Source organism: Pedobacter xixiisoli (assembly GCF_900215335.1).
Taxonomy (GTDB): domain Bacteria; phylum Bacteroidota; class Bacteroidia; order Sphingobacteriales; family Sphingobacteriaceae; genus Pedobacter; species Pedobacter xixiisoli.
The window spans coordinates 662,250-684,808 of the sequence record NZ_OCMT01000003.1 but is presented as its reverse complement, the minus strand read 5'-3'; the positions used below and the strand labels follow the sequence as shown (position 1 = coordinate 684,808).

The following is a 22,559-nucleotide window of genomic DNA, read 5'->3' as shown; positions in this document are numbered from 1 at the left end:
TTTTTGAAACATGAAAAAACTAGCTATAATTATCTCCCATCCTATTCAATATTACGTCCCCATATTTAGACTTTTAGCTAAACAATGTGAATTAAAGGTATTCTATACTTGGGGTAGAAGCGGGATTGCGGTTAAATACGATCCAGATTTTGGCAAGACCTTTGAATGGGATGTCCCCCTACTAGATGGCTACAATTACGAGTTGTTAGAAAACACAGCTAAAGATCCAGGTTCACATCATGGAAAAGGTATCATCAATCCTAATATTTTAACAAGGATAGAAGATTTCTCGCCAAATGTTATCTTGGTTTATGGATATATCTACCAAAGTCATTTTAAAGTGATGCGGTATTTTAAAGGCAAAATCCCAATTTGGTTTAGAGGAGATTCTACGCTATTAGATCATCAATCTGCATTTAAATCAATCCTAAAAAAAATCTATTTAAAATGGGTGTATAGCTTTGTAGATAAGGCTTTTTATGTGGGTACTAATAACAAAACTTACTTCAAAGCGTACGGCTTAAAAGAAAGTCAATTATTTTTTGCTCCGCATGCCATCGATAACGAACGATTTGCTGAAAACCGGAAAGAAGAAGCAGAGGCATTAAGGAGCAGATTAGGGATTAACAAAAAAGATCTTTTAATTCTATTTGCAGGAAAACTAGAGCAAAAGAAAAATCCTACACTGTTACTTGATGCATTCATTAAACTTAATCAACTGAAAACGAAAAATGATCAACGATCAACGACCAACGATCAAGCTACTATACACCTTCTATTTGTCGGCAATGGAATCCTAGAAACTGAACTTAAACAAAAGGCTAGCAACGAACAGCAATTAACGAGAGAAAAAAAAGGAAAAACGAAAAATATTCATTTTATGGATTTCCAAAATCAAAGTCAAATGCCTGTAATTTATCAAGCTTGTAATATCTTTTGCTTGCCCAGTCAAGGTCCAGCAGAAACTTGGGGTTTAGCCATTAATGAGGCAATGGCTGCTGGAAAAGCAATTATTGCATCAAATAAAGTAGGCTGTGCGATAGATTTGGTAAAAGAAGATTTAAATGGCAAAATATTTAATACAGGTGATTTGACTAACCTCTTACAAACTTTAACAGACATCTTGTCTGAAGATATAAATATTCTAGAAATTGAGAGCAGAAAGATAATAAGTGCTTGGAATTTCGACAAGCAAGTTAAAACTATCATAAATGAATTCTAAAAAAATCAGTGTTATACTCCCAGTATACAATGCGGGAACATTCTTAACTCCTTGTATTGATTCTGTATTGGCTCAAGATTTTAAAGATTTTGAATTATTAATCTGCGATGATAGCTCAACAGATGAAAGTTATGAGAAGCTACTCATTTATGCAGAAAATAATCCTACCTTGATAAGGTTATTTAGAAATGAGGAAAATCAAGGTTTATTTAAAAGTCTCAATTTTCTTTTGAAGCAATGTGAAAGTCCTTTGATCAAACTTTGGTCTCAAGATGATGTAATGATGGAAAATTGTCTTACCGCCGTCTGTTCATTTCATCTCAAACACCCTTACATTACTATGAGCTACCATCGTGTAGATTTTATAGATAACTATGGAAACAAAACGATAAATGATAAAGCAGACAGCACGCCCGAGATTATTGATTTACAGACCTATTGTACTATTTCTGCAAAATGGGGCTGTATGCCTGGAAATATTGCCAATGTAACTTTGGTTAAAAAATATGTAGATAAAGTGAATGGCTTCGATACAGATCATAAAGTTAGTGGTGATTTTGACATGTGGACAAGACTAGTTTACTTAGCCCCTATTGGTCGAATAGATCAACCACTAATATATTTACGAAGGCACGATGGGCAATTGAGTAATCAATTGTCTAGTATCTATTTCAGAATTAAAGAAGATCTTCCAATTTTTGAGCAATTAATAGCGAACTCAGCTCCGGAAGAAAAGGAAAGACTGCATAAATTTTTTAAACAAAAGATTTTAGTGAATTTTTTCAACGAGACTATTTATCTTATGAAAAGAAAACAGTTTAAATTAGCTTGGCTGGCGCAATTAGAACTTTTCAAAAAGAACCGAGCAATTTTTATAATTTCAAGATGGATACAATTAAGAATTTATATATCGTTAGGCATACGCGAGTCTTATTATAAAAGACTAATATGATGAGGCTAAACTCGAGTAGCAATAGTAAGCTCATGCTTCCTCTGATAATAGGTCTGGTAATTTCTTTAATTACCAGTAATGTACTGCTCACTGCTTACGCTTTAATTACCTTATGGTATATCTATATCACATTATGGAAAAAAGGTCAACCACCTATACTGTTCGCTGCCTTTGCTATGCAATGGCTACAGGTAAGTATAAAAATTTTACAGGCTGATTTAACCTCTCAAGCAATTGAAGATGTAGTCATATATCCAGAAGATATCCAATATGCCATTTTACTAAGTCTTACAAGTTTAATTATTATCGTTACAGGTTTAAATACTATTATTCATAAATTAAAAACAAATCCACCTGTATATCAAACACTTATTCAGTATGATATTAAAAAAGTAGTAGTGGTTTATATTGTTGCAGTTATCTTAACCTATTTCTTAACCAAATATAGTTTTGTAATAGGAGGTCTTCAGCAATTTATAGTAAAATTAGTCGACTTCAAATGGGCAATTTTCTTTGTATTTTTCCTAATTTCTGACACAAAAAATAGATACAATGCGTTTATAATCATTCTAATTGTAGAAATTGCTTTAGGGCTAACTGGTTACTTTAGTAATTTCAAAAGCTTTATTTTTCTTACTGCTATTACTTTTATTTTTTCGAAACAAAAACTTAGTTTAAAAGAGTGGGGAGTTGCTACTTTTTTAGGTTTCATTGTACTAAATTTTATGATTGTATGGCAAAGCGTGAAAGGAGATTATAGAAACTTCTTATCTGGAGGAGAAAGGCAACAAACAGTTACGGTAAGTAGTACTGAGGCTTTAGATGAATTGGGGAATCTAACATCTAATATAGATTATGATTCTTATAACATTGGTACAGAGAGTTTGATTGATCGAATAGCTTATGTAGATTTTTTTTCAGTAACCATCAGCAATACGAACAAAAATAATCTTTTTGAAGGAGGAAAGCTCTGGTACAGTGCAATTAGTAATGTGTTGATGCCACGTTTTCTTTTTCCAGACAAAGCGGAAATAGATGACTCAGAAAAGACTAGAAAATATGCGGGGGTAGAAGTAGTAGGAGCAGATCAAGGCACGTCAATAAGCTTAGGCTATGTGGCAGAAACTTATGTAGACTTCGGTCCTATTTTAATGTTTCTACCACTATTCGGTTTCGGGCTTCTAATTGGTTGGATATATAAATTTATTGTTACCAAATCGGTAAATATTTTATGGGGCTTTGCTTTTTCAACCCCTTTGTTTTTTCAACTTTCCGCTTTCGAAATGGCCTTAGATAAAATAGTAGCTTCTATAATTGCTTACTTTTTAGTTTACCTATTATTAAGAAAAATATTTATAAGAAAACTTCAAGCATTTATAACTAAAAATTAGATTAAAGTCTGTAACAGATCTTAAAACATTCCCAACCTTTCAACGTTAAAAACACTACAACAACATACACATGAGCACTATTATAAAAAAACAAAGAACATACATTCCTCAAAACTTAACAATCAAATGGGAGAACCTATCCCCTATTTTTGAGGAGCTATTACATAGAAGCATTAACAGCGCAACCGAACTAGAACAATGGCTACGTGATAAAAGTGAGTTAGAAGCCGCATTGGAAGAAGACTTCGCTTGGCGTTACATTAAAATGAGTTGCGATACAGCAAATGAAAAACTGGTAGAAGATTTCCAATATTTTGCTACGGAGATTGAGCCCAAAATTGCACCCATTGCTAACGAATTAAATAAAAAGCTGGTTGAAAACGCATATGTGGATGAACTAGATCAAGAAAAATACTTCGTGTACCTACGTGCAGTTCGCAAAGCTTTAGAACTTTTCAGGGAAGAGAATATTCCGTTGTTTACCGAACTACAGGTAAAGCAACAAAAATATCAGGGCATTACTGGTGCCATGAGCGTAACGCTTGATGGGCAAGAATATACGCTAGAGCAAGCGAGCAATTTCTTGAAAGATACCGATAGAACCGTTCGTCAAAACACTTGGGAAACCATTCAGAACAGAAGACGCATAGATAAAGACGACTTGAACATTCTGTTCGATGAATTGGTAAAATTGCGTCACCAAGTGGCTTTAAATGCCGGTTTCGAAAATTACCGCGACTATATGTTTCAAGCTTTAGGTCGCTTTGACTATACGCCTAAAGATTGCTACGATTTCGCAGAAGCCATTGAAAAAGAAATTGTTCCTATCTTAAAAGAACAAGCCGAAAAACGTAAAGAAGCACTAGGTTTAGTTGAATTGAGGCCTTGGGACTTAGAAGTAAGCACTACAGGTAAGCCAGCATTAAAACCTTTCCAAAATGGGCAAGAATTAATAGATAAATCCATTAGCTGCTTTAACCAAATTGACAGCTCTTTAGGCGAAAAGCTAGCCATCATGAAAGCGAACAACCTTTTTGATGTCGAGAGTCGTATGGGTAAAGCCCCTGGAGGTTACAATTATCCCTTGGCAGAAACTGGAGCACCTTTCATTTTTATGAACTCTGCCAATTCCCTGCGTGATTTAACAACTATGGTACACGAAGGAGGCCACGCCATCCATACCTTTTTAACGGCAAACTTAGAACTTAACGACTTTAAGCATTGTCCATCTGAAGTAGCAGAATTAGCTTCGATGAGTATGGAATTGATATCAATGGATCAATGGTCTGTCTATTTTGATAAAGAAGAAGACTTGATTAGAGCTAAAAAAGAGCAATTGGTTGATGTATTGAAAACGCTGCCTTGGGTAGCAGTCATAGATCAGTTTCAACATTGGATCTATACCAATCCTGGACATAATGCAGCTGATAGAGAAGAAGCATTTAAGCAAATTTACACTCGTTTCGGTGCTGGCTTTGCTGATTGGGAAACCTTTGAACAGCAATTTGGGAATGTATGGCAGAAGCAATTGCATCTTTTCGAAGTTCCTTTTTACTATATCGAATATGCAATTGCACAACTAGGTGCCATTGCAGTCTGGAAAAACTATAAAGAAAATCCAGAAAAAGGTTTGCAACAATATTTAGATGCATTGGCACTAGGTTACACCAAACCAATGAATGAGATATACGAAACGGCAGGGATCAAATTTGATTTTAGCGCCGCTTACATTAAAGAACTAGCCAGTTTTGTAAAAGAAGAATTGGAAAAGCTGGGCTAGGTTTTGGATATGCGCTGTGAGTAGAATTAAAACTTGAGCTATACATTGCTTCATCTCCTTCATTTCGATTGGGAGGCATGGCATGGAGCAATGTATAAGTTGGCCGCACAGCATTTAAGAATAATCAAGGCCAAATCAAAGGTAGGGTTCAAGTAGGTTTCAAGTAGGGATAGAGTACTATGAGCGCACTATATTATGCAAGCATAACATTATTCAAAAATCTTAATTCATAAATCTAAAATCGTAAATTGCGAGGCTAATCAAACAAACCATAGCGCATGCTAAAAAACTTATTCAGAAAGAAATCAGTTAGTAAAATATTGGCCGATGCCCAAAAAGGCTATGGCGATCACGACGCTTCATTACATAAAACGCTAAGTGTAAGAGACCTTACTGCTTTTGGTATTGCCGCAATTATTGGAGCAGGTATTTTTAGCACCATCGGTAAAGCCAGTGCCGACGGCGGTCCTGCGGTAATTTTCCTATTTATATTTACAGCTATTGCCTGTAGTTTCGCAGCGTTTGCCTATGCCGAATTTGCCTCAATGGTGCCAGTATCGGGTAGCGCTTATACTTATTCTTATGTGGCTTTTGGCGAGCTAGTGGCTTGGATTATAGGTTGGTCTCTCATTATGGAATACGCCATAGGAAACATCACCGTAGCTATTTCTTGGTCTGATTACTTTACAGGATTACTTTCCTCCATAAAAATACCGGCCCTCGGCATCAACGGAATTCATGTTCCAGATTGGGCAAGCATGGATTATTTAAGCGCCTACAATGGTCACCAACATGCTCAAGCTTTAGTAAATGCTGGAAAAAGCATGGCGAATTTAGATGATGCTACTCGTATCGCCGCAAATGCTTGGAACACTGCTCCTCAAATAGGAGGCTTTCATCTTGTGGCAGATATACCTGCATTGGCAATTATTATCTTCATCACTTGGTTGGTATATCGAGGAATGAAAGAATCTAGAAATGCCAGCAATGCCATGGTAATTGTAAAATTGGCAGTAATTTTATTGGTATTAGCAGTAGGTGTTTTTTATGTAGATACCGCAAACTGGAATCCATTTGCACCAAACGGTGTATCAGGAGTTTTAAAAGGTGTGTCAGCAGTATTCTTTGCTTACATCGGTTTCGATGCCATTTCTACTACTGCAGAAGAGTGTAAAAACCCACAACGTGATTTACCAAGGGGAATGATGTGGGCAATTATTATCTGTACCACCTTATATATCGCTATTGCATTGGTATTAACAGGTATCGTAAAGTACAATACCTTGGCCGTAGGCGATCCGCTAGCTTATGTTTTCGACCAAATAGACTTGAAATTAATGAGCGGTATCATTGCCGTGAGTGCTGTATTTGCAATGGCTTCTGTATTGCTTGTTTTTCAAATGGGGCAACCTCGTATTTGGATGAGCATGAGCCGCGACGGATTATTACCTAAATCGTTTTCTAAAATACATCCTAAATACAAAACACCTTCATTTTCTACCATAGTTGTAGGTTTTGTAGTGGCTATTCCATCGCTATTTTTAAACTTAACTACAGTAACCGATTTATGTTCTATCGGTACTTTATTTGCCTTTGTATTAGTTTGTGCCGGAGTATTAGTATTACAAAACAGACCAGACATTCAACGCGGCAAGTTCAAAATCCCTTACGCAAACGCGAAATATATTGTCCCTATACTTTTTGTTGGAGGAATAGCAATTGCATTTACCGAGTTTAAAAAGGAGACCATGGCTTTCGTTACTAACGAAGCTAAAATAGTGACTCCAGTAAGCTTTGTCACTTCGCTAAATACTGAAGAATTGCAAACAGTAAAAAACGAAATCAGTGCCAGTCCGGTAGTTTTACAAGGCAAGCAAATTGATGCAGAGGCCTATTTAAGCAATCTTAACAACCAGCAGTACGAAACCTTCATCAATAAATCAGTCATTACCTATCACAAAAAATATGAAAGCGGTTGGCATTTGTTTAAACACAAAATTCCAATGTGGATTTTCTTTTTGATTTGTTTAGTAGTCACCTACTTATCAATCAAAAAGAATCTTTCATTAATTCCCGTATTGGGATTACTGAGTTGTTTATACATGATGTGTGAATTAGAATTAAGTAACTGGATAGGTTTTGGAATCTGGTTAGTTGTAGGCTTGGTGATTTACTTCTTATATGGTTATAAGCATAGTAAACTTGCGAAAGAAGATAGTCTATTGGTTGATTAGTTCATTTGTTGGATATTAATAATTGGTTAGATATTGGTTCATTACATGTTCATCAATATTTTAGTTATTCAATAATTCAAATTTCACTCATTTAATCATTGATCATTCAGTGAAAATCATCCAGATATGTGCGGCCTATAAGCCAGCCTTTGTATACGGCGGACCAACCATGTCGGTTGCCAAACTATCAGAAGAGCTAACCAAAGCAGGACATGATGTTACCGTACTTGCTACAACAGCTAACGGAAAAGCTGAACTAGATGTTCCAATTGGGCAAGAAACTTTAGTGGATGGCGTAAAGGTGTATTACTTTAAACGAATTACAAAAGACCACACCCATTTTTCACCTTCACTTTTTTGGTTCTTACATCAACTCATTACTAAAGAGAAAAAGAAAGGTAGAAAAAGTGAATTAGTGGTACACATCCATGCCTGGTGGAACTTAGTTTCTATTTTTTCTTGCCTAATAGCAAAGCTGAATGGCGTAAAGGTTGTGCTATCTCCCAGAGGGATGTTAACTAGCTATAGCTTAACTAATCGAAATTCTAAAGTTAAAAACATCATTCATTTTCTATTAGGCAAAAAGCTACTGAAATACTGCTATATTCACGCAACCAGTGATAAAGAGCAGAGAGATGTGCGACAAACTTGTAGTGTAAACGGAGTAACAGTAATTCCAAACTTCGTAGAGTTCCCTAAATTATCAGCTGTTTCAAATCAAGAAACATCGATTTCAAACAACGAGATATATCGGCTTATTTTCTTATCTCGAATAGAACAAAAGAAAGGATTAGAATTGCTGTTCGATGCATTGGCAACCTTGGACATTCCTTGGCAGCTCTCTATTGCTGGTAGCGGAGAACCAAATTATGTTCTAACTTTACAGGAATTGGCGGCAAAATTGAAGATTAATGATAAAATTAAATGGCTAGGTCATATAAAAAATGACCATAAATTTAATTTAATTGCGAACCAAGATTTACTGATACTCACTTCTTATAATGAGAACTTTGCTAACGTAGTAATAGAAAGTTTAGCGATGGGAACGCCAGTCTTAGTAAGTGAAGAAGTAGGTTTAGCACGTTATGTACAAGAAAATAATTTAGGATGGGTGAGCAGCCTAACAAAAGAACATTTAGCTCAAGTTATTACCCGTTCTTTCTCTGAGACAGAAAACAGAGATAGAATTAGAGCAAATTCGCCAAAAAAGATCATGCTAGATTTCGATAATATTAATTTAGCAAATCAATACGTCACTATTTACAGAAATTAACTCACTCATGTCTGAATATAAAGATTACGGATACGACACACATACGGCTGACCATACTCAAAATTATATATGGGAGCCTTTGTTACAGATGTTACAGCACGAGAAAATCATTTTAGATTTGGGATGTGGAAATGGGGCATTAGCAAATGAGTTAATCACTAAAGGCTTTAAAGTTTACGGTACTGATGCTTCATTAAAAGGTATTTATCAGGCAAATAAAATCAATCCAGGATATTTTTTCGTTCAAGATTTGTCTTCTGATGATTTACCAGCAGAACTCCTAGATAAAAAAATACAAACAATTATTTCTACCGAAGTTATAGAACATCTTTACGATCCACGAGCATTTATCTCATTCGCAAAAAAAATACTAGTCAAAAATGGTGGAGGAGAAATTATCCTTTCTACTCCTTATCATGGTTATCTAAAAAACTTACTTATCGCCATAGCGGGTAAATGGGATCATCATGCCGATCCACTTTGGGATGGTGGGCATATTAAACTTTGGTCAAAACAAACGTTAACTACTTTACTTGAAGAACAGGGTTTTAAAGTTAAAGGTTTTGTGGGTTGCGGTAGGTTACCGTATCTTTGGAAATCAATGATCATTAAAGCTACTATCTAATGAATCCTGTGTTTAGTTTTATCATTTTAACTTTCAATGAAGAACAGCATCTTCCTCGTTTGTTAAATTCTATCACTAAATTAAATGCACCTGTTTTCATTTTGGATTCTGGAAGTACCGATCAAACGCTAAAAATCGCTTCAGATTTTGGAGCTGTTCTACAACAAAATGCTTTCGAAAACCATCCTAAGCAATGGGATTTTGCCTTGAAAAACTTCGAGATAAAAACTCCTTGGATTATAGGTTTGGATGCAGATCAAGTGGTAACGCCAGAACTTTTTAATCAGTTAGCAAATTTTAGGGAGGAAGATTACCAGGATATAAACGGCATCTATTTTAATCGCAAAAATATTTTCAAGGGTAAGTGGATAAAATATGGTGGCTATTATCCCAAATATCAATTAAAGATGTTTCGAAATGGTATTGGTTATTCCGACCTCAGCGAAAATATGGACCATAGGCTCTTAGTCTCTGGCAAAACGATCATTTGGAAAAAGGGTCATATTTTAGAAGAGAATTTAAAGGAAAACGACATCAGTTTTTGGATAACTAAACATAATCGTTATAGTGATTTGGTGGCAGACGAGGAAATAGAACGAATGAGAAACCTGAGAGGGCAAACTGTACGACCAAAACTCTTCGGCGATCCTTATCAAAGAACCGCTTATTTCAAAAATCTGTGGTGGAAACTTCCGTTATTTATACGTCCATTTATTTATTTCGGTATTAGAATGACTTTCCAACTAGGTTTTCTAGATGGCAGAACTGGGATTTTATTTCATTTCTTACAAGGTTTTTGGTTTAGGTTAATTGTGGATATGAAAATATCAGAAAAATTAGATAAAAATAAAAATGAGCAAATTAAATAAATCTATTTTGTCCTTGTGGTCAGAGCCTTATATTAGATTTATTATTTGGTTTATAGCACTCTTTTTTATCTTATATGGGTTTAATATTGCTTTTATCGGCGTTACGGCAAAAGGCGGTTTGTATATCCCATTTCTAGATGAACATTTAAACTACATTAATTGGTGGCGTACTTTCGCTATTGAAAGTACCGCAACAGTTTTAAGGTGGTTCAATTATATCGTGTATACCAATGATTATCAACTGAGAGTAATTGGCAGATCTGGCTTTACAATGGTTTACAGCTGCCTAGGTTATGGAGTAATGAGCGTATTCATTGCATTTGTACTCACTTTTCCGGGGAAAATAAAGGCAAGATATGGGTTTCTATTCTTGGGATTAGTAATTATACAGTTATTAAATACAATAAGACTGGTATTGCTTTCGCTCTATTGGAACCGAAGACCAAAATATCTAACCATAGACCACCATGACTTATTCAATATTATTGTTTATGCAGTGTTAATTATACTCGTTTATATCTGGCTTAAACAAGTAAGCAAACCATCTAAAACATAATTACCTACCCATCTAGTTGTACTCTTTGCATTTTTTTTATCTTCGCGTTCAGTTACTTAACCACACTACACATTTATGTATATTTTAGGGATCAATGCCTATCATGGAGATTCGTCAGCTTGTATTTACAAAGACGGAGAGCTAATTGCTGCATCCGAAGAAGAGCGCTTTAGACGAATTAAACATTGGGCTGGCTTTCCTACAGAAGCAATCGATTTTTGCCTAAGAGAGGCGCAAGTTTCTATAACAGAGATAGACCATATTGCTATATCTAGAGACCCAAAAGCAAATTTGGGCAAAAAGGCGCTCACAGCTTTAAAGAACAGGTTAAATTTAAGTAATATCATCAGCAGGGTAAAGAACCTAAAAAAGGCAGCATCTATTGAAGAAGAATTCATCCAACATTTTAACCTAAAAGCAGGAGAGCTTAAAGCTAAGATACATAATGTAGAGCATCATAGAAGTCATTTAGCTAGTGCTTTTTTTGCTTCCCCTTTTGAGGATTCTGCCTTGCTTTCTATAGATGGCTTTGGGGACTTTACCAGCACTATGACTGGCATAGGAAAAGGCAATAAAATTGAAGTACTGGAGACGGTTTCCTATCCGCATTCTATAGGTGTGTTCTATACGACATTTACACAATGGCTAGGCTTTCCACACTATGGAGACGAATATAAAGTAATGGGCCTAGCTCCTTATGGAAAACCTAAATATGTAGACCACTTAAGAAAAGTAATTAAATTTAAAGAAGATGGTCTATTTGAGCTCGAATTAAAATATTTCAATCATCCTAGCAAAGGGGTTAATATGGTATGGGAAGGCGGTATCCCAGCAATGGACAGCCTTTACAGCGATGCATTACTGGATGAATTTGGTGCTGCAAGAAAAACTGACGAGCCATTGGAGCAGTTGCATAGAGACTGGGCAACTTCTATCCAAAGGATCACAGAAGAGGTTATTTACCACATGTTAACGCACTTACAGCAAAAAACAGGATTAGACACAGTTTGTATTGCTGGTGGTGTAGCACAAAACTCTGTAGCTAATGGTAAAATTCTTTTGAGAACCCCTTTCAAAAAAGTATATATTCCACCAGCAGGGCACGATGCTGGAACTTGTATCGGTGCGGCACTTTGGGTCTATAACCAATTGTTAAATCAACCTAGAACAGCACCTATGTTACATGGGTATTTAGGCAGTCGCTTTAGCAATGAAACTATTGAAGACCTATTAAAGGAGAAAAATATCAACTATACCAAATTGGAAGGGGATGCACTATTCGACAAAGTGACCAATTGTTTGATAGATTCTGGCGTAGTTGGCTGGTTTCAGGGAAGGGCTGAGTTTGGTCCAAGGGCATTAGGCCATAGGTCTATCATTGCAGACCCGAGACGCAACGATGCCAAAGAGATTTTGAATGCTAAAATCAAAAGAAGAGAATCATTTAGGCCATTCGCTCCATCAATATTAAAACAGTACATTCCTGATTATTTTGAACAAGTGGATGATGTTCCCTTTATGGAAAAGGTTTTTTTGATTAAAGAGGAACAACGTAGTAAAATACCAGCAGTAACCCATGTGGACGGCACAGGCCGTTTACAAAGTGTAGACGAATCTATCGAACCTAAATATTTTGGGCTCATCAATAAATTCTACGAAAAAACTGGAGTTCCTATTTTATTAAATACTTCATTTAATGAGAATGAGCCTATTGTAAACACACCAGAAGAAGCCTTAAATTGTTTCCTGAGAACGAAAATGGATATGTTGGTTATGGAAGATATTGTAATTGAAAGATAGGTGACTGTATTGGTTAATACGGTTATTTGATGATTTGGTTAATTGTGCATCCAACTGCTAACCACTAATCCCTGACCACTGAAAACTGCCTACTGATTAACCGTTAATCGATTTCCACAACATATCTTTAAGCTCTACCAAACCTTGTTGCGCTACAGAAGAAATAAACAGATGCGGAATTTTCGGTAGTTCCTTCTCCATTTCTGCTTTCAACTCTTCATCTAACATATCTGATTTAGTGATAGCCAGTAAATGTGGTTTCTGCATCAGCTCAGGATTAAATTCCTGTAGTTCATTCTTCAAAATTTCGTACTCTTCTGTAATGGTTCTACTGGTATCCGCAGGTACCATAAATAACAATACAGAGTTACGCTCGATATGCCTCAAAAATCTAAAACCTAAACCTTTTCCTTTCGATGCACCTTCTATAATCCCTGGAATATCAGCCATAATAAATGACTTTGAATTTCTGTAGGATACGATACCCAAATTAGGCACCAGTGTAGTAAAAGGATAATCTGCAATTTCTGGCTTGGCTGCAGATAATACCGATAATAAGGTAGATTTACCGGCATTCGGGAAACCAACCAAACCTACGTCAGCCAACACTTTTAACTCCAGTACCATCCACTCCTCTTTGCCCTGTTCGCCAGGTTGCGCAAAGCGAGGTGTTTGCTGTGTAGCAGTTTTAAAGTGCCAGTTTCCTAAGCCACCTCTACCACCAGCAGTTAAAATCTTGGTTTCGCCATCTTCGGTAATTTCAAACAAAACTTCTCCAGTTTCTGCGTCGCGGGCAATGGTACCTAAAGGCACCTCTAAAACTTCGTCCTTGCCCATCTTGCCAGATTTTTGCCCACTACCACCTGCACCGCCATCTTCAGCAATAATATGTTTCCGGTATTTCAAGTGAAGTAGTGTCCAAAATTGTGTGTTACCTTTTAAGATAATATGGCCACCTCTGCCACCATCGCCGCCATCTGGGCCGCCAGTAGCAGTATGTTTATCACGATGCAAATGCGCAGAACCTGCACCTCCTTTGCCAGATCGGCAACAGATTTTTACATAATCAACAAAATTGGAACCTTGAGACATATCTATGAATGTGATGATTAGTGAATGTGATGATTAGCTAATATTTTTGAAGACCAGCTAATACCTTTCTTGTTTCTTATTTTAATTTTTAATCCAATAGTCTACTATAACAATCTTAGTGTTCTTTGTGACTTAGTGGTTAAACCTTTATAAAAACAAACATCCGCAAAAATAACTAATGTATTTTATACGGATGCTTTATTTCTTATTAGCTAATTCTCAAATCATCAAATTAGCTAATTAATCTTATTTAGTAGTTATCGATTACCTTACAAAGGTCACCGAAAATAACTTCGATTTCGCCGATACCATTTACTTTAACCAACTTGTTTTGACCTTCGTAATAAGGCAACACATGAATAGTTTTAGTAAAATACTCGTCAATACGTTTTTTTAACTTTTCTGCATCGTCATCTGGCCTACCGCTAATTTTATGACGTTCAGCAATACGGCGAGTTAATTCATCTTGGTCTACATCTAAAGCAATTACACCGTCAATCTTAGATGATTTGCTCTCTAAGAACTTATCCAACTCTTCTGCTTGCGGTACAGTACGAGGAAAGCCATCGAAAATAAATCCTTTTGCATCTGGATTTTTATCTACTTCTTCTTCCAACATGGCAATAGTAATGCTGTCAGGCACTAATTCGCCATCTGCAATTAATTTACTTACTTGTTGTCCTAATGAAGTTTGGTTTTTGATGTGCCCCCTAAAAAGGTCGCCGGTAGAGATGTGTACTAACTGATATTTATCAATTAACTTTTGAGATTGGGTGCCTTTGCCTGCACCCGGAGGGCCAAAGAGAACTAAATTGAGCATTTAAGTTTGTCTTTAAAAATTAAAAGCCTTCCCGCTTGGGCGGCAAGGCTTAACTAGTTGTTTGTGCACTTGTAGGGATTCGAACCCCAAACCTCCTCATCCGTAGTGAGGTGCTCTATCCAGTTGAGCTACAAATGCATTTCCGTATCGCTAACGGAATGCAAAAGTAATATTTCAGTTTTAAATTCACAATATTTTATGAGAAATATTTTAAAATAAAAGCAATAAATATCCTAAAAGTTTGAAAATCAAAGCAATTACCACTATCAAAAATCAGTCCAGCTAATGGCTCATACTGCACAACCCAAGACTTAGCCTTAGCCACATGGCCGGTATCCGCCTATATCGGGTTTAGATGGCAGGTTATTCGCACAGGTTTACGTTAGCTAAACCTAACTGGAGCGGATGTAGATTAATCAGCAGAAACAAAAAACGGGACTGCACTTACATCGTAGTACTAATCCCATTTTTTAAAAAAGTATCTTTAAAATCTACCCAGCAACTACTTTATTAATAGCTGCGAAATCTGGCAAATTACCAGCATCTTCTAATACTTCCGCATAGATGATTTTACCTTCCTCGTCTATCACGAAAGCCGAACGCTTAGCAATGCCTTTTAATCCTAAGAAATCTTCGTACAACGCACCATAAGCTGCCGCTGTTTCTTTATTGAAATCAGAAAGCAATGGAAACTGGTAAGCTTGCTCTTCCTTAAATTTCGCTAAAGTAAACGGAGAATCTACAGAAACGCCTAAAACCTGAGCTCCTAATCCATCGTAATAACCGAAGTTATCTCTCATGGTGCAAAGTTGCGTAGTGCAAACACCTGTAAACGCCAAAGGGAAAAAGTGCAATACTACTTTCTTGCCTGCAAAATCGTCTAAAGAAACTTCTTTAAGTTCTGTACTCTTTAATTTAAAATCTGGAGCTTTATCTCCTACTTGTAATGACATATATCTAATTTTGAATGATTGAATTTGTTAATGGTTAATGGTTTGACTGGTTAATGTGCATTTAATTCCTGATAACTGACTACTGACTACTGATCTCTGATAACTGACTACTCATGATTTCCAATCCTTCCTCAAAACTATGAGGTTGATAATTCAAATCGGTCATTGCTTTGTCTAAAATGAAACCCGTTTTCTTTGGTCGCTTGGCTTCTTGCCCCAAACTCTCTGAACTAATTTCTCTAATTAGGTTCTTATCCAGATTCCAAAAATCGGCAACTCTGCGTACCAAGTCTACAATGGTCATCATATCTTTTCCAGAAATGTGGTAAATCCCCTTTGCTTTATGTTCCACCGCCAACAAGCAGGCTTTCGCCAAATCCTCTGCCAGTGTAGGCATACGCCATTGGTCGATTACTACATTAATCGGGTTTCCTTTCTCTAAAGCGCCCTTTGCCCAAAGCACGATATTACTACGGCTCATATCCTTTAAAATACCATACACCAAAATAGTCCGGATAATTGCCCAGTCGCCTTTCATTTGCTGCGTAATTCTTTCGCCGGCTAATTTGCTCTCACCATAAAAACTCACAGGCTTCGGCTCATCATTTTCTCTGTAAGGCCCATTTAGCCCATCAAAAACAAAATCTGTAGATACATATATAAAATGAATACCCATATTTTCGCAAAGCGATGCCAAACACTGGGTAGCTTCTACGTTCAACTGCCGGCAAGCTTCGTTCTGTTCATGACAAGTATCTACGTTAGTCATGGCGGCAGTATGGATCAGTGCATCGGGTCTATATTTTTCTAGCACAGTCTTCACTTCTTTGCTGTCCAAAATATCCATGGTTTCATAAATATAACCTTCTACGATGGGATATTTGTTCGCTCCTCTATTAGTAGCGATTAAATTCACACTTTTGTCCGCTAATACTTGCTCGGTTATTTTCTGACCTAAAAGTCCGTTACTGCCGGTAACTAAAACTGTTTTCATCTATCCTATGATTTATTCTTATAAGTACTGAGGCTGTCATTCCTTAATATTTATTATCTACAGCACATCAGTGTGATAAGCCAAAATAACAGCCATTTTGCACTCGCTAAATTATCATTTATAAAACTGTTGAAAAACATTTTATTTCTATGTAAAATTTACATTAAAATTTAATAACTTTGCCATCCGAAAAGCAGGAGCACAGAACTGCCTTTAACATTTTGATTTTTATAATTTTACCAAATACAAAATATGCCTAATATTGGAAAGATAGCGCAGATTATAGGACCGGTAGTCGATGTAAGCTTTGTTAACGATGCCACTTTACCTAAAATTTTCTCTGCATTGGAGATTACTAAAGAGAACGGACAGAAAATCGTTCTTGAGGTTCAACAACACTTAGGCGAAGATCGCGTTCGTGCTATTTCGATGGACTCTACAGATGGTTTAGTTCGTGGAATGGATGTAGTTGACACTGGTGCTGCAATTAAAATGCCTGTTGGCGATCAAATTAAAGGTCGTTTATTTAACGTAGTTGGTGAAGCCATTGATGGTATCAACACTGTTGATAAAACTGACGGTCGCCCTATCCACAATGCTCCTCCTAAATTCGAGGATTTATCGACAGAAACTGAAGTACTTTTTACAGGTATTAAAGTTATCGATTTATTAGAGCCTTATGCAAAAGGTGGTAAAATTGGATTATTCGGTGGTGCTGGTGTAGGTAAAACGGTATTAATCATGGAGTTGGTAAACAACATCGCTAAAGCTTATGCTGGTTTATCAGTATTCGCAGGTGTGGGTGAGCGTACTCGTGAGGGTAACGATTTACTACGTGAGTTTATCGAATCAGGCGTAATTAACTATGGCGACGAATTCTTACACTCAATGGAAAAAGGTGGATGGGATTTGAACGCAGTTGATACTGAAAAATTAAAAGAATCTAAAGCGACATTGGTTTTCGGTCAAATGAACGAGCCTCCTGGTGCACGTGCTCGTGTAGCATTATCAGGATTAACAGTTGCAGAATATTTCCGTGATGGTGATGGCGAAGGCGCTGGAAAAGACATCCTTTTCTTCGTTGATAACATCTTCCGTTTTACTCAGGCAGGTTCTGAGGTATCGGCACTATTAGGTCGTATGCCATCTGCGGTAGGTTACCAACCAACATTGGCAACTGAGATGGGTTTAATGCAAGAGCGTATTACTTCAACTAAACGTGGTTCGATTACATCTGTACAAGCGGTATATGTACCTGCGGATGATTTAACTGACCCTGCTCCGGCTACAACTTTCGCCCACTTAGATGCAACTACAGTACTTTCTCGTAAAATTGCTGAGTTAGGTATTTATCCAGCGGTAGATCCATTGGATTCTACTTCTCGTATCCTTTCTCCTGCTGTTTTAGGTGATGAGCACTATAACACTGCGCAACGTGTGAAAGAAACTTTACAACGTTATAAAGAATTACAAGATATCATCGCGATTTTAGGTATGGACGAATTATCTGAGGAAGATAAATTGGTAGTATCTAGAGCTCGTCGTGTTCAACGTTTCTTATCTCAACCTTTCCACGTAGCTGAGCAATTTACAGGCTTAAAAGGTGTATTGGTTGACATTAAAGACACTATCAAAGGGTTTAACATGATCATGGATGGTGAAGTTGATGAATATCCAGAAGCTGCATTTAACTTAGTTGGTAGCATTGAAGATGCTATTGAAAAAGGTAAAAAATTATTGGCAGAAGCTAACTAAGAATCAAGATATGAGTATCAAGTATCAAGATAGGGCTTCCAATCTTGATACTCGATACTAAATACTTGCTACTCAAATAAAAAAAATGAACTTAGAAATATTAACTCCAGATAAGAAAGTTTTCGAAGGCGAAGTAACTGCGGTTACGGTTCCTGGAACTTTAGGTTCTTTTCAAATTTTAAGAGATCACGCTCCTATCATTTCTACTTTAGAAGATGGACCAGTGATTGTAAAAGAAGCAAAAGGCGAAAACATCTACAACATTAAAGGTGGTGTAGTAGAAGTGCTGGATAATAAAATTATTGTTTTAGCTGAAGCTGTTGTAGCATAAGCTAAGAACATCAAAATGTTAAAAGCCCTGAACGAAAGTTCGGGGCTTTTTGTTTTCCTTTGCTCAATGTCGTCATTGCGAGGAGGAACGACGAAGCAATCTTACAACATTAGAAAAATTTATTCGCTTTAGGATTACTTCGCCAAAGCTAGCAATGACGAGAAGTCGAAGAAACGTTGTTTATTACCATACATCAACCCTAACACACAACTTTCTCTTTAACTTAGTTGACATCAATTAAAAACTAAGACAATGAAAGATGAATTCCTAAACCTACCATTGGTAAAAAACGAAGAAACCAAACGTTTCGAATTAACAGTAGATGGCCACATTGCATTTATTGAATACGAAGAAGATGGGAAAATTATCAAGTTAATCCACACCGAAAGCCCAGAAGCATTAGCTGGAAGAGGTGCAGCTACAGCCTTGATAGAAAAGACCCTTGTGTACTTCGAAGAAAACTCTTATCAATTAGTTCCGCTATGTCCATTAGTCTTTGCTTACGTTAAAAGACATCCAGAATGGAAAAGATTAGTACCGAGTAAATACCTTAGACTTTTCGATAAATAAGCTTTTTGAAACAAGATAAAGTAAATTAATTAGGCATGATTAAAATCATATTTTATCCAAACCCTTAGCATACTTTCCGACTTTTACGCCGAAATTTGCTTAAATACAATGCAAGCATAATATTTATACCGAATACCGTTTTCATATTTGGTCTACGCTTTACATGTTATCATCAACCAAAAACCATTTTCAGCAACATTAAATTTTAAAAAAGCAATTATTAACAAAATTTAATACTTAAAAAATTATTTTCCTTTTTCTGTTGCTATTTTTTGAACCAAATACTAAATTGGTATTTATAAAACAACGAGATAATTAATCCCTAATTCACATGAATTTAATTGTAACACATAATCGCTTTAATCAAGTCAACCTGACCTTGGTACTGCTACTTAATGTGCTGCTCCTTAAGAAGTGCAAGGGTTCGTTATAAAATATTGAGTAACATCAAAATGAGCGCCCCTTTCTAAAAAACTGGGGCGCTTTTTTAAACAAAACAAATCCTTATGATTTTACTAAAAATCATGAGGGCTTCATCACCATTGAAGACACTATTAAACAGATAAAAATGAATTATTACAATTCGAACACCGTAATTTATCTAGATGGCCAATTTGTAAAGGCGGCAGAAGCAAAGACTGATTTATATGGTCAATCATTGCACTATGGCTTTGCAGCATTCGAAGGCATTAGGGCTTATAAAACCCATAATGCTACTCGTATTTTTAAGGCTAGAGAGCACTACGAAAGGTTAAAGCGCTCTTGCGAGTTAACTGGTATTCCATTCAAATGGAACATCGATGACTTGATTAGACAAACTTACAAACTGCTCGAACTGAATAATTTCAAAGATGCCTACATCCGTCCCTTGGTTTTTAGTGAACCACAAATGACCTTGGTTGCTCCAGAACAGACGTCTATTATGATTTGTGCATGGGAATGGGCAGCTTACCTTGGCGACAGACAATTAAAAGTTTGCATCTCTCCTTTCGAGCGTCCAAATCCTAAATCAATAAAGATTGAAGCTAAAATCAGTGGAAATTATGTGAACTCTATCTTAGCGACATCAGACGCTAAAAATAAAGGATTTGATGAGGCACTACTATTGGATGCAACTGGCAAAGTAGCCGAAGCGCCTGGCGCAAATGTCTTTTTTGAAAAAGGTGGCAAGCTTTACACACCAGCAAAAGGGAATATTCTGCCAGGTATTACCAGAGCAACTATTATAGAACTTTGCAAAGTGCTAGATATTGAAGTTGTTGAAAAAGAAATCACAACAGACTTTATAAAAGAAGCTGACGGCGCATTTTTCTGTGGAACAGCGGTTGAAGTAGTGGGTATTCACACCATAGATGAAACGGTGTATAGACAAAGATGGAGAGATAGCATTGGCGCTACCTTACAAAGAGCATATAAAAACTTGGTATTAGAAAAAGTGAACTATGAAGTGATCATTTAATTTTTCTTCCTGATAATTTGTTAGTATGTTTGGCTGCAAGAAAACCACACATGCGTTTAAATACAGTCATTATTAACAACATTATCATTATTCCTCAACCGAGGGAAGGCAATCGTTGTATATAATGTAAAAGATACTATAGCGAAACCGCCTCCCAAAAAGAGGCGGTTTTTTTTTGAATTGAACAGAACAACAAATATATAATGGAATTAAACAAATACAGTAAGACTTTTACGCAAGACCCAACACAACCCGCAGCACAAGCTATGCTTTACGGAATTGGTTTAACCGATGCTGATATGGCAAAAGCTCAAGTGGGCATTGCAAGTATGGGCTATGATGGCAACACTTGTAATATGCACTTAAATGATTTAGCCGCTGTGGTTAAAAAAGGGGTCTGGAACAACGATTTAGTCGGTCTTACTTTTAATACCATTGGCGTGAGTGATGGCATGAGCAACGGTACCGATGGCATGCGCTATTCTTTAGTTAGCCGTGATGTAATTGCCGATAGTATTGAAACTATTTGTGGTGGTCAGTACTATGATGGCATTATTTCTATTCCAGGTTGCGATAAAAATATGCCAGGTGCAATTATGGCGATGGCTCGTTTAGACCGTCCTTCGATTATGGTTTACGGTGGTACAATTGCACCAGGACATTATAAAGGCGAAGAATTAAACATCGTTTCTGCTTTCGAAGCGCTAGGTCAAAAAATCTGTGGTAATTTATCAGAAGATGATTACCAAGGGATCATTAAACATACTTGTCCAGGCGCTGGTGCTTGCGGCGGAATGTATACTGCAAATACCATGGCCTCTGCTATTGAGGCTTTGGGAATGAGCTTACCTTATTCTTCGTCAAATCCTGCAGTAAGTGATGAAAAGAAAAATGAGTGCTTAGATGCAGGAAAATACATCAAAATCTTATTAGAAAGAGATATTAAGCCTTCTGATATCATGACGAGAAAAGCATTTGAGAATGCCATTCGTTCGATTATCATTTTAGGCGGAAGTACTAATGCGGTATTGCACTTCATTGCGATGGGCAAAGCTATTGGCGTAGAAATTACACAGGATGATTTCCAACGCATGAGCGATATCACACCAGTTTTAGCTGACTTTAAACCGAGCGGCAAATACTTGATGCAAGATTTACATCAATATGGTGGCGTACCAGCAGTGTTAAAATATCTGTTAAACGAAGGTTTATTACATGGCGATTGCTTAACGGTTACTGGACAAACGGTAGCAGAAAACTTGAAAGATGTAAAATCAATCATGGATTACAACCAACCGATTATCCAAAGATTAGATAACCCGATAAAAGCTACTGGCCACTTACAAATTTTGTACGGAAACCTAGCGGAAAAAGGCTCTGTAGCTAAAATATCTGGTAAAGAAGGCGAAAGATTTGAAGGTCCGGCTCGTGTATTTGATGGAGAAAAAGATTTAGTGGCTGGAATTTCTTCAGGGAGAATTAAACCTGGTGATGTTGTGGTGATTAAAAACGAAGGTCCAGTTGGTGCGCCAGGCATGCCTGAAATGCTAAAACCTACTTCGTTAATTATTGGTGCTGGTTTAGGTAAATCTATTGCACTAATTACTGATGGTCGTTTTTCTGGTGGTACACACGGTTTTGTGGTAGGCCACATTACACCAGAAGCTTACAAAGGTGGCTTAATTGGCTTAGTAGAAGATGACGACATTATTGAAATTGATGCCGTAAATAACAAAATCAACCTTAAAGTAAGTGATCAAATTATTGCTGAACGTAGGTCGAAATGGCAACAACCTAAACTGAAAGTCACCAAGGGCGTATTGTTTAAATATGCCAAAACAGTAACAGATGCGGCTGGCGGTTGTGTAACCGACGAAGCTTAA

General features: G+C 36.7%; 19 protein-coding genes and 1 tRNA gene. 15 read left to right on the top strand and 5 right to left on the bottom strand.

Annotation, left to right across the window (positions count from 1 at the left end):
- Positions 1–10: 10 nt before the first annotated feature.
- The 10 genes from CRO54_RS15125 (at position 11) to CRO54_RS15080 (ending at position 12,702) form a co-directional block, all read left to right on the top strand.
- A complete protein-coding gene (locus CRO54_RS15125) occupies positions 11–1,222 on the top strand; it encodes a glycosyltransferase family 4 protein (protein WP_097132904.1) in 1,212 nt (403 codons plus the stop codon).
- Positions 1,212–2,174 carry a glycosyltransferase family 2 protein gene (locus CRO54_RS15120; RefSeq protein WP_097132903.1) on the top strand — a complete coding sequence of 321 codons (963 nt, stop codon included), beginning with the start codon at positions 1,212–1,214 and terminating at the stop codon, positions 2,172–2,174. Before CRO54_RS15125 ends, CRO54_RS15120 begins: the two co-directional genes overlap by 11 nt.
- 32 nt (positions 2,175–2,206) lie before the next feature.
- Positions 2,207–3,565: a hypothetical protein gene (locus tag CRO54_RS15115; RefSeq protein WP_179747347.1), complete on the top strand. Its 1,359-nt coding sequence runs from the start codon at positions 2,207–2,209 to the stop codon at positions 3,563–3,565.
- A gap of 70 nt (positions 3,566–3,635) precedes the next feature.
- On the top strand, positions 3,636–5,345 hold the full coding sequence (locus CRO54_RS15110) for a M3 family oligoendopeptidase (protein ID WP_097132901.1): 1,710 nt from the start codon (positions 3,636–3,638) through the stop codon (positions 5,343–5,345).
- Positions 5,346–5,623: 278 nt separating this feature from the next.
- Positions 5,624–7,579: an amino acid permease gene (locus CRO54_RS15105; RefSeq protein ID WP_097132900.1), complete on the top strand. Its 1,956-nt coding sequence runs from the start codon at positions 5,624–5,626 to the stop codon at positions 7,577–7,579.
- Positions 7,580–7,688: 109 nt separating this feature from the next.
- Positions 7,689–8,852 (top strand): XrtY-associated glycosyltransferase XYAG1, encoded by a 1,164-nt coding sequence (locus CRO54_RS15100; protein ID WP_138765847.1) that lies wholly within the window; start codon positions 7,689–7,691, stop codon positions 8,850–8,852.
- Positions 8,853–8,859: 7 nt separating this feature from the next.
- On the top strand, positions 8,860–9,477 hold the full coding sequence (locus CRO54_RS15095; protein WP_097132898.1) for a class I SAM-dependent methyltransferase: 618 nt from the start codon (positions 8,860–8,862) through the stop codon (positions 9,475–9,477).
- Positions 9,477–10,346 (top strand): glycosyltransferase family 2 protein, encoded by an 870-nt coding sequence (locus tag CRO54_RS15090; RefSeq protein WP_097132897.1) that lies wholly within the window; start codon positions 9,477–9,479, stop codon positions 10,344–10,346. Before CRO54_RS15095 ends, CRO54_RS15090 begins: the two co-directional genes overlap by 1 nt.
- Positions 10,330–10,902 carry an exosortase Y gene (gene xrtY / locus CRO54_RS15085; protein WP_097132896.1) on the top strand — a complete coding sequence of 191 codons (573 nt, stop codon included), beginning with the start codon at positions 10,330–10,332 and terminating at the stop codon, positions 10,900–10,902. The genes CRO54_RS15090 and xrtY overlap by 17 nt, the downstream gene beginning before the upstream one ends.
- A 75-nt stretch (positions 10,903–10,977) precedes the next feature.
- Positions 10,978–12,702 carry a carbamoyltransferase family protein gene (locus tag CRO54_RS15080; RefSeq protein WP_097132895.1) on the top strand — a complete coding sequence of 575 codons (1,725 nt, stop codon included), beginning with the start codon at positions 10,978–10,980 and terminating at the stop codon, positions 12,700–12,702.
- A 96-nt stretch (positions 12,703–12,798) separates the two neighbouring features.
- On the opposite strand, the gene obgE is transcribed toward CRO54_RS15080, so the two are convergent.
- The 5 genes from obgE to CRO54_RS15055 all read right to left on the bottom strand — a co-directional run bounded on the left by obgE (position 12,799) and on the right by CRO54_RS15055 (position 16,561).
- Entirely contained in the window at positions 12,799–13,794 is a 996-nt protein-coding gene (obgE, locus tag CRO54_RS15075) for a GTPase ObgE (RefSeq protein ID WP_097132894.1), read from the bottom strand.
- Positions 13,795–14,044: 250 nt separating this feature from the next.
- Positions 14,045–14,614 carry an adenylate kinase gene (locus tag CRO54_RS15070; protein ID WP_097132893.1) on the bottom strand — a complete coding sequence of 190 codons (570 nt, stop codon included), beginning with the start codon at positions 14,612–14,614 and terminating at the stop codon, positions 14,045–14,047.
- A gap of 64 nt (positions 14,615–14,678) precedes the next feature.
- Positions 14,679–14,752, bottom strand: a tRNA-Arg gene (locus CRO54_RS15065).
- A gap of 353 nt (positions 14,753–15,105) precedes the next feature.
- Positions 15,106–15,567 (bottom strand): redoxin domain-containing protein, encoded by a 462-nt coding sequence (locus CRO54_RS15060; protein WP_097132892.1) that lies wholly within the window; start codon positions 15,565–15,567, stop codon positions 15,106–15,108.
- Between the two features lie 79 nt (positions 15,568–15,646).
- Positions 15,647–16,561, bottom strand: a complete 915-nt coding sequence (locus tag CRO54_RS15055; RefSeq protein ID WP_097132891.1) for an SDR family oxidoreductase — start codon at positions 16,559–16,561, stop codon at positions 15,647–15,649.
- A 252-nt stretch (positions 16,562–16,813) separates the two neighbouring features.
- Here CRO54_RS15055 and atpD point away from each other — a divergent pair, with 252 nt between their 5' ends.
- The 5 genes from atpD to ilvD all read left to right on the top strand — a co-directional run bounded on the left by atpD (position 16,814) and on the right by ilvD (position 22,559).
- Positions 16,814–18,316, top strand: a complete 1,503-nt coding sequence (gene atpD, locus CRO54_RS15050) for a F0F1 ATP synthase subunit beta (protein ID WP_097132890.1) — start codon at positions 16,814–16,816, stop codon at positions 18,314–18,316.
- A gap of 85 nt (positions 18,317–18,401) precedes the next feature.
- Positions 18,402–18,647: an ATP synthase F1 subunit epsilon gene (gene atpC / locus CRO54_RS15045; RefSeq protein ID WP_097132889.1), complete on the top strand. Its 246-nt coding sequence runs from the start codon at positions 18,402–18,404 to the stop codon at positions 18,645–18,647.
- Between the two features lie 252 nt (positions 18,648–18,899).
- Complete coding sequence (locus CRO54_RS15040) at positions 18,900–19,217, top strand: GNAT family N-acetyltransferase (protein WP_097132888.1); 318 nt, start codon at positions 18,900–18,902, stop codon at positions 19,215–19,217.
- A gap of 568 nt (positions 19,218–19,785) precedes the next feature.
- Positions 19,786–20,676: a branched-chain amino acid transaminase gene (locus CRO54_RS15035; protein WP_097132887.1), complete on the top strand. Its 891-nt coding sequence runs from the start codon at positions 19,786–19,788 to the stop codon at positions 20,674–20,676.
- Positions 20,677–20,879: 203 nt separating this feature from the next.
- On the top strand, positions 20,880–22,559 hold the full coding sequence (ilvD, locus tag CRO54_RS15030; protein ID WP_097132886.1) for a dihydroxy-acid dehydratase: 1,680 nt from the start codon (positions 20,880–20,882) through the stop codon (positions 22,557–22,559).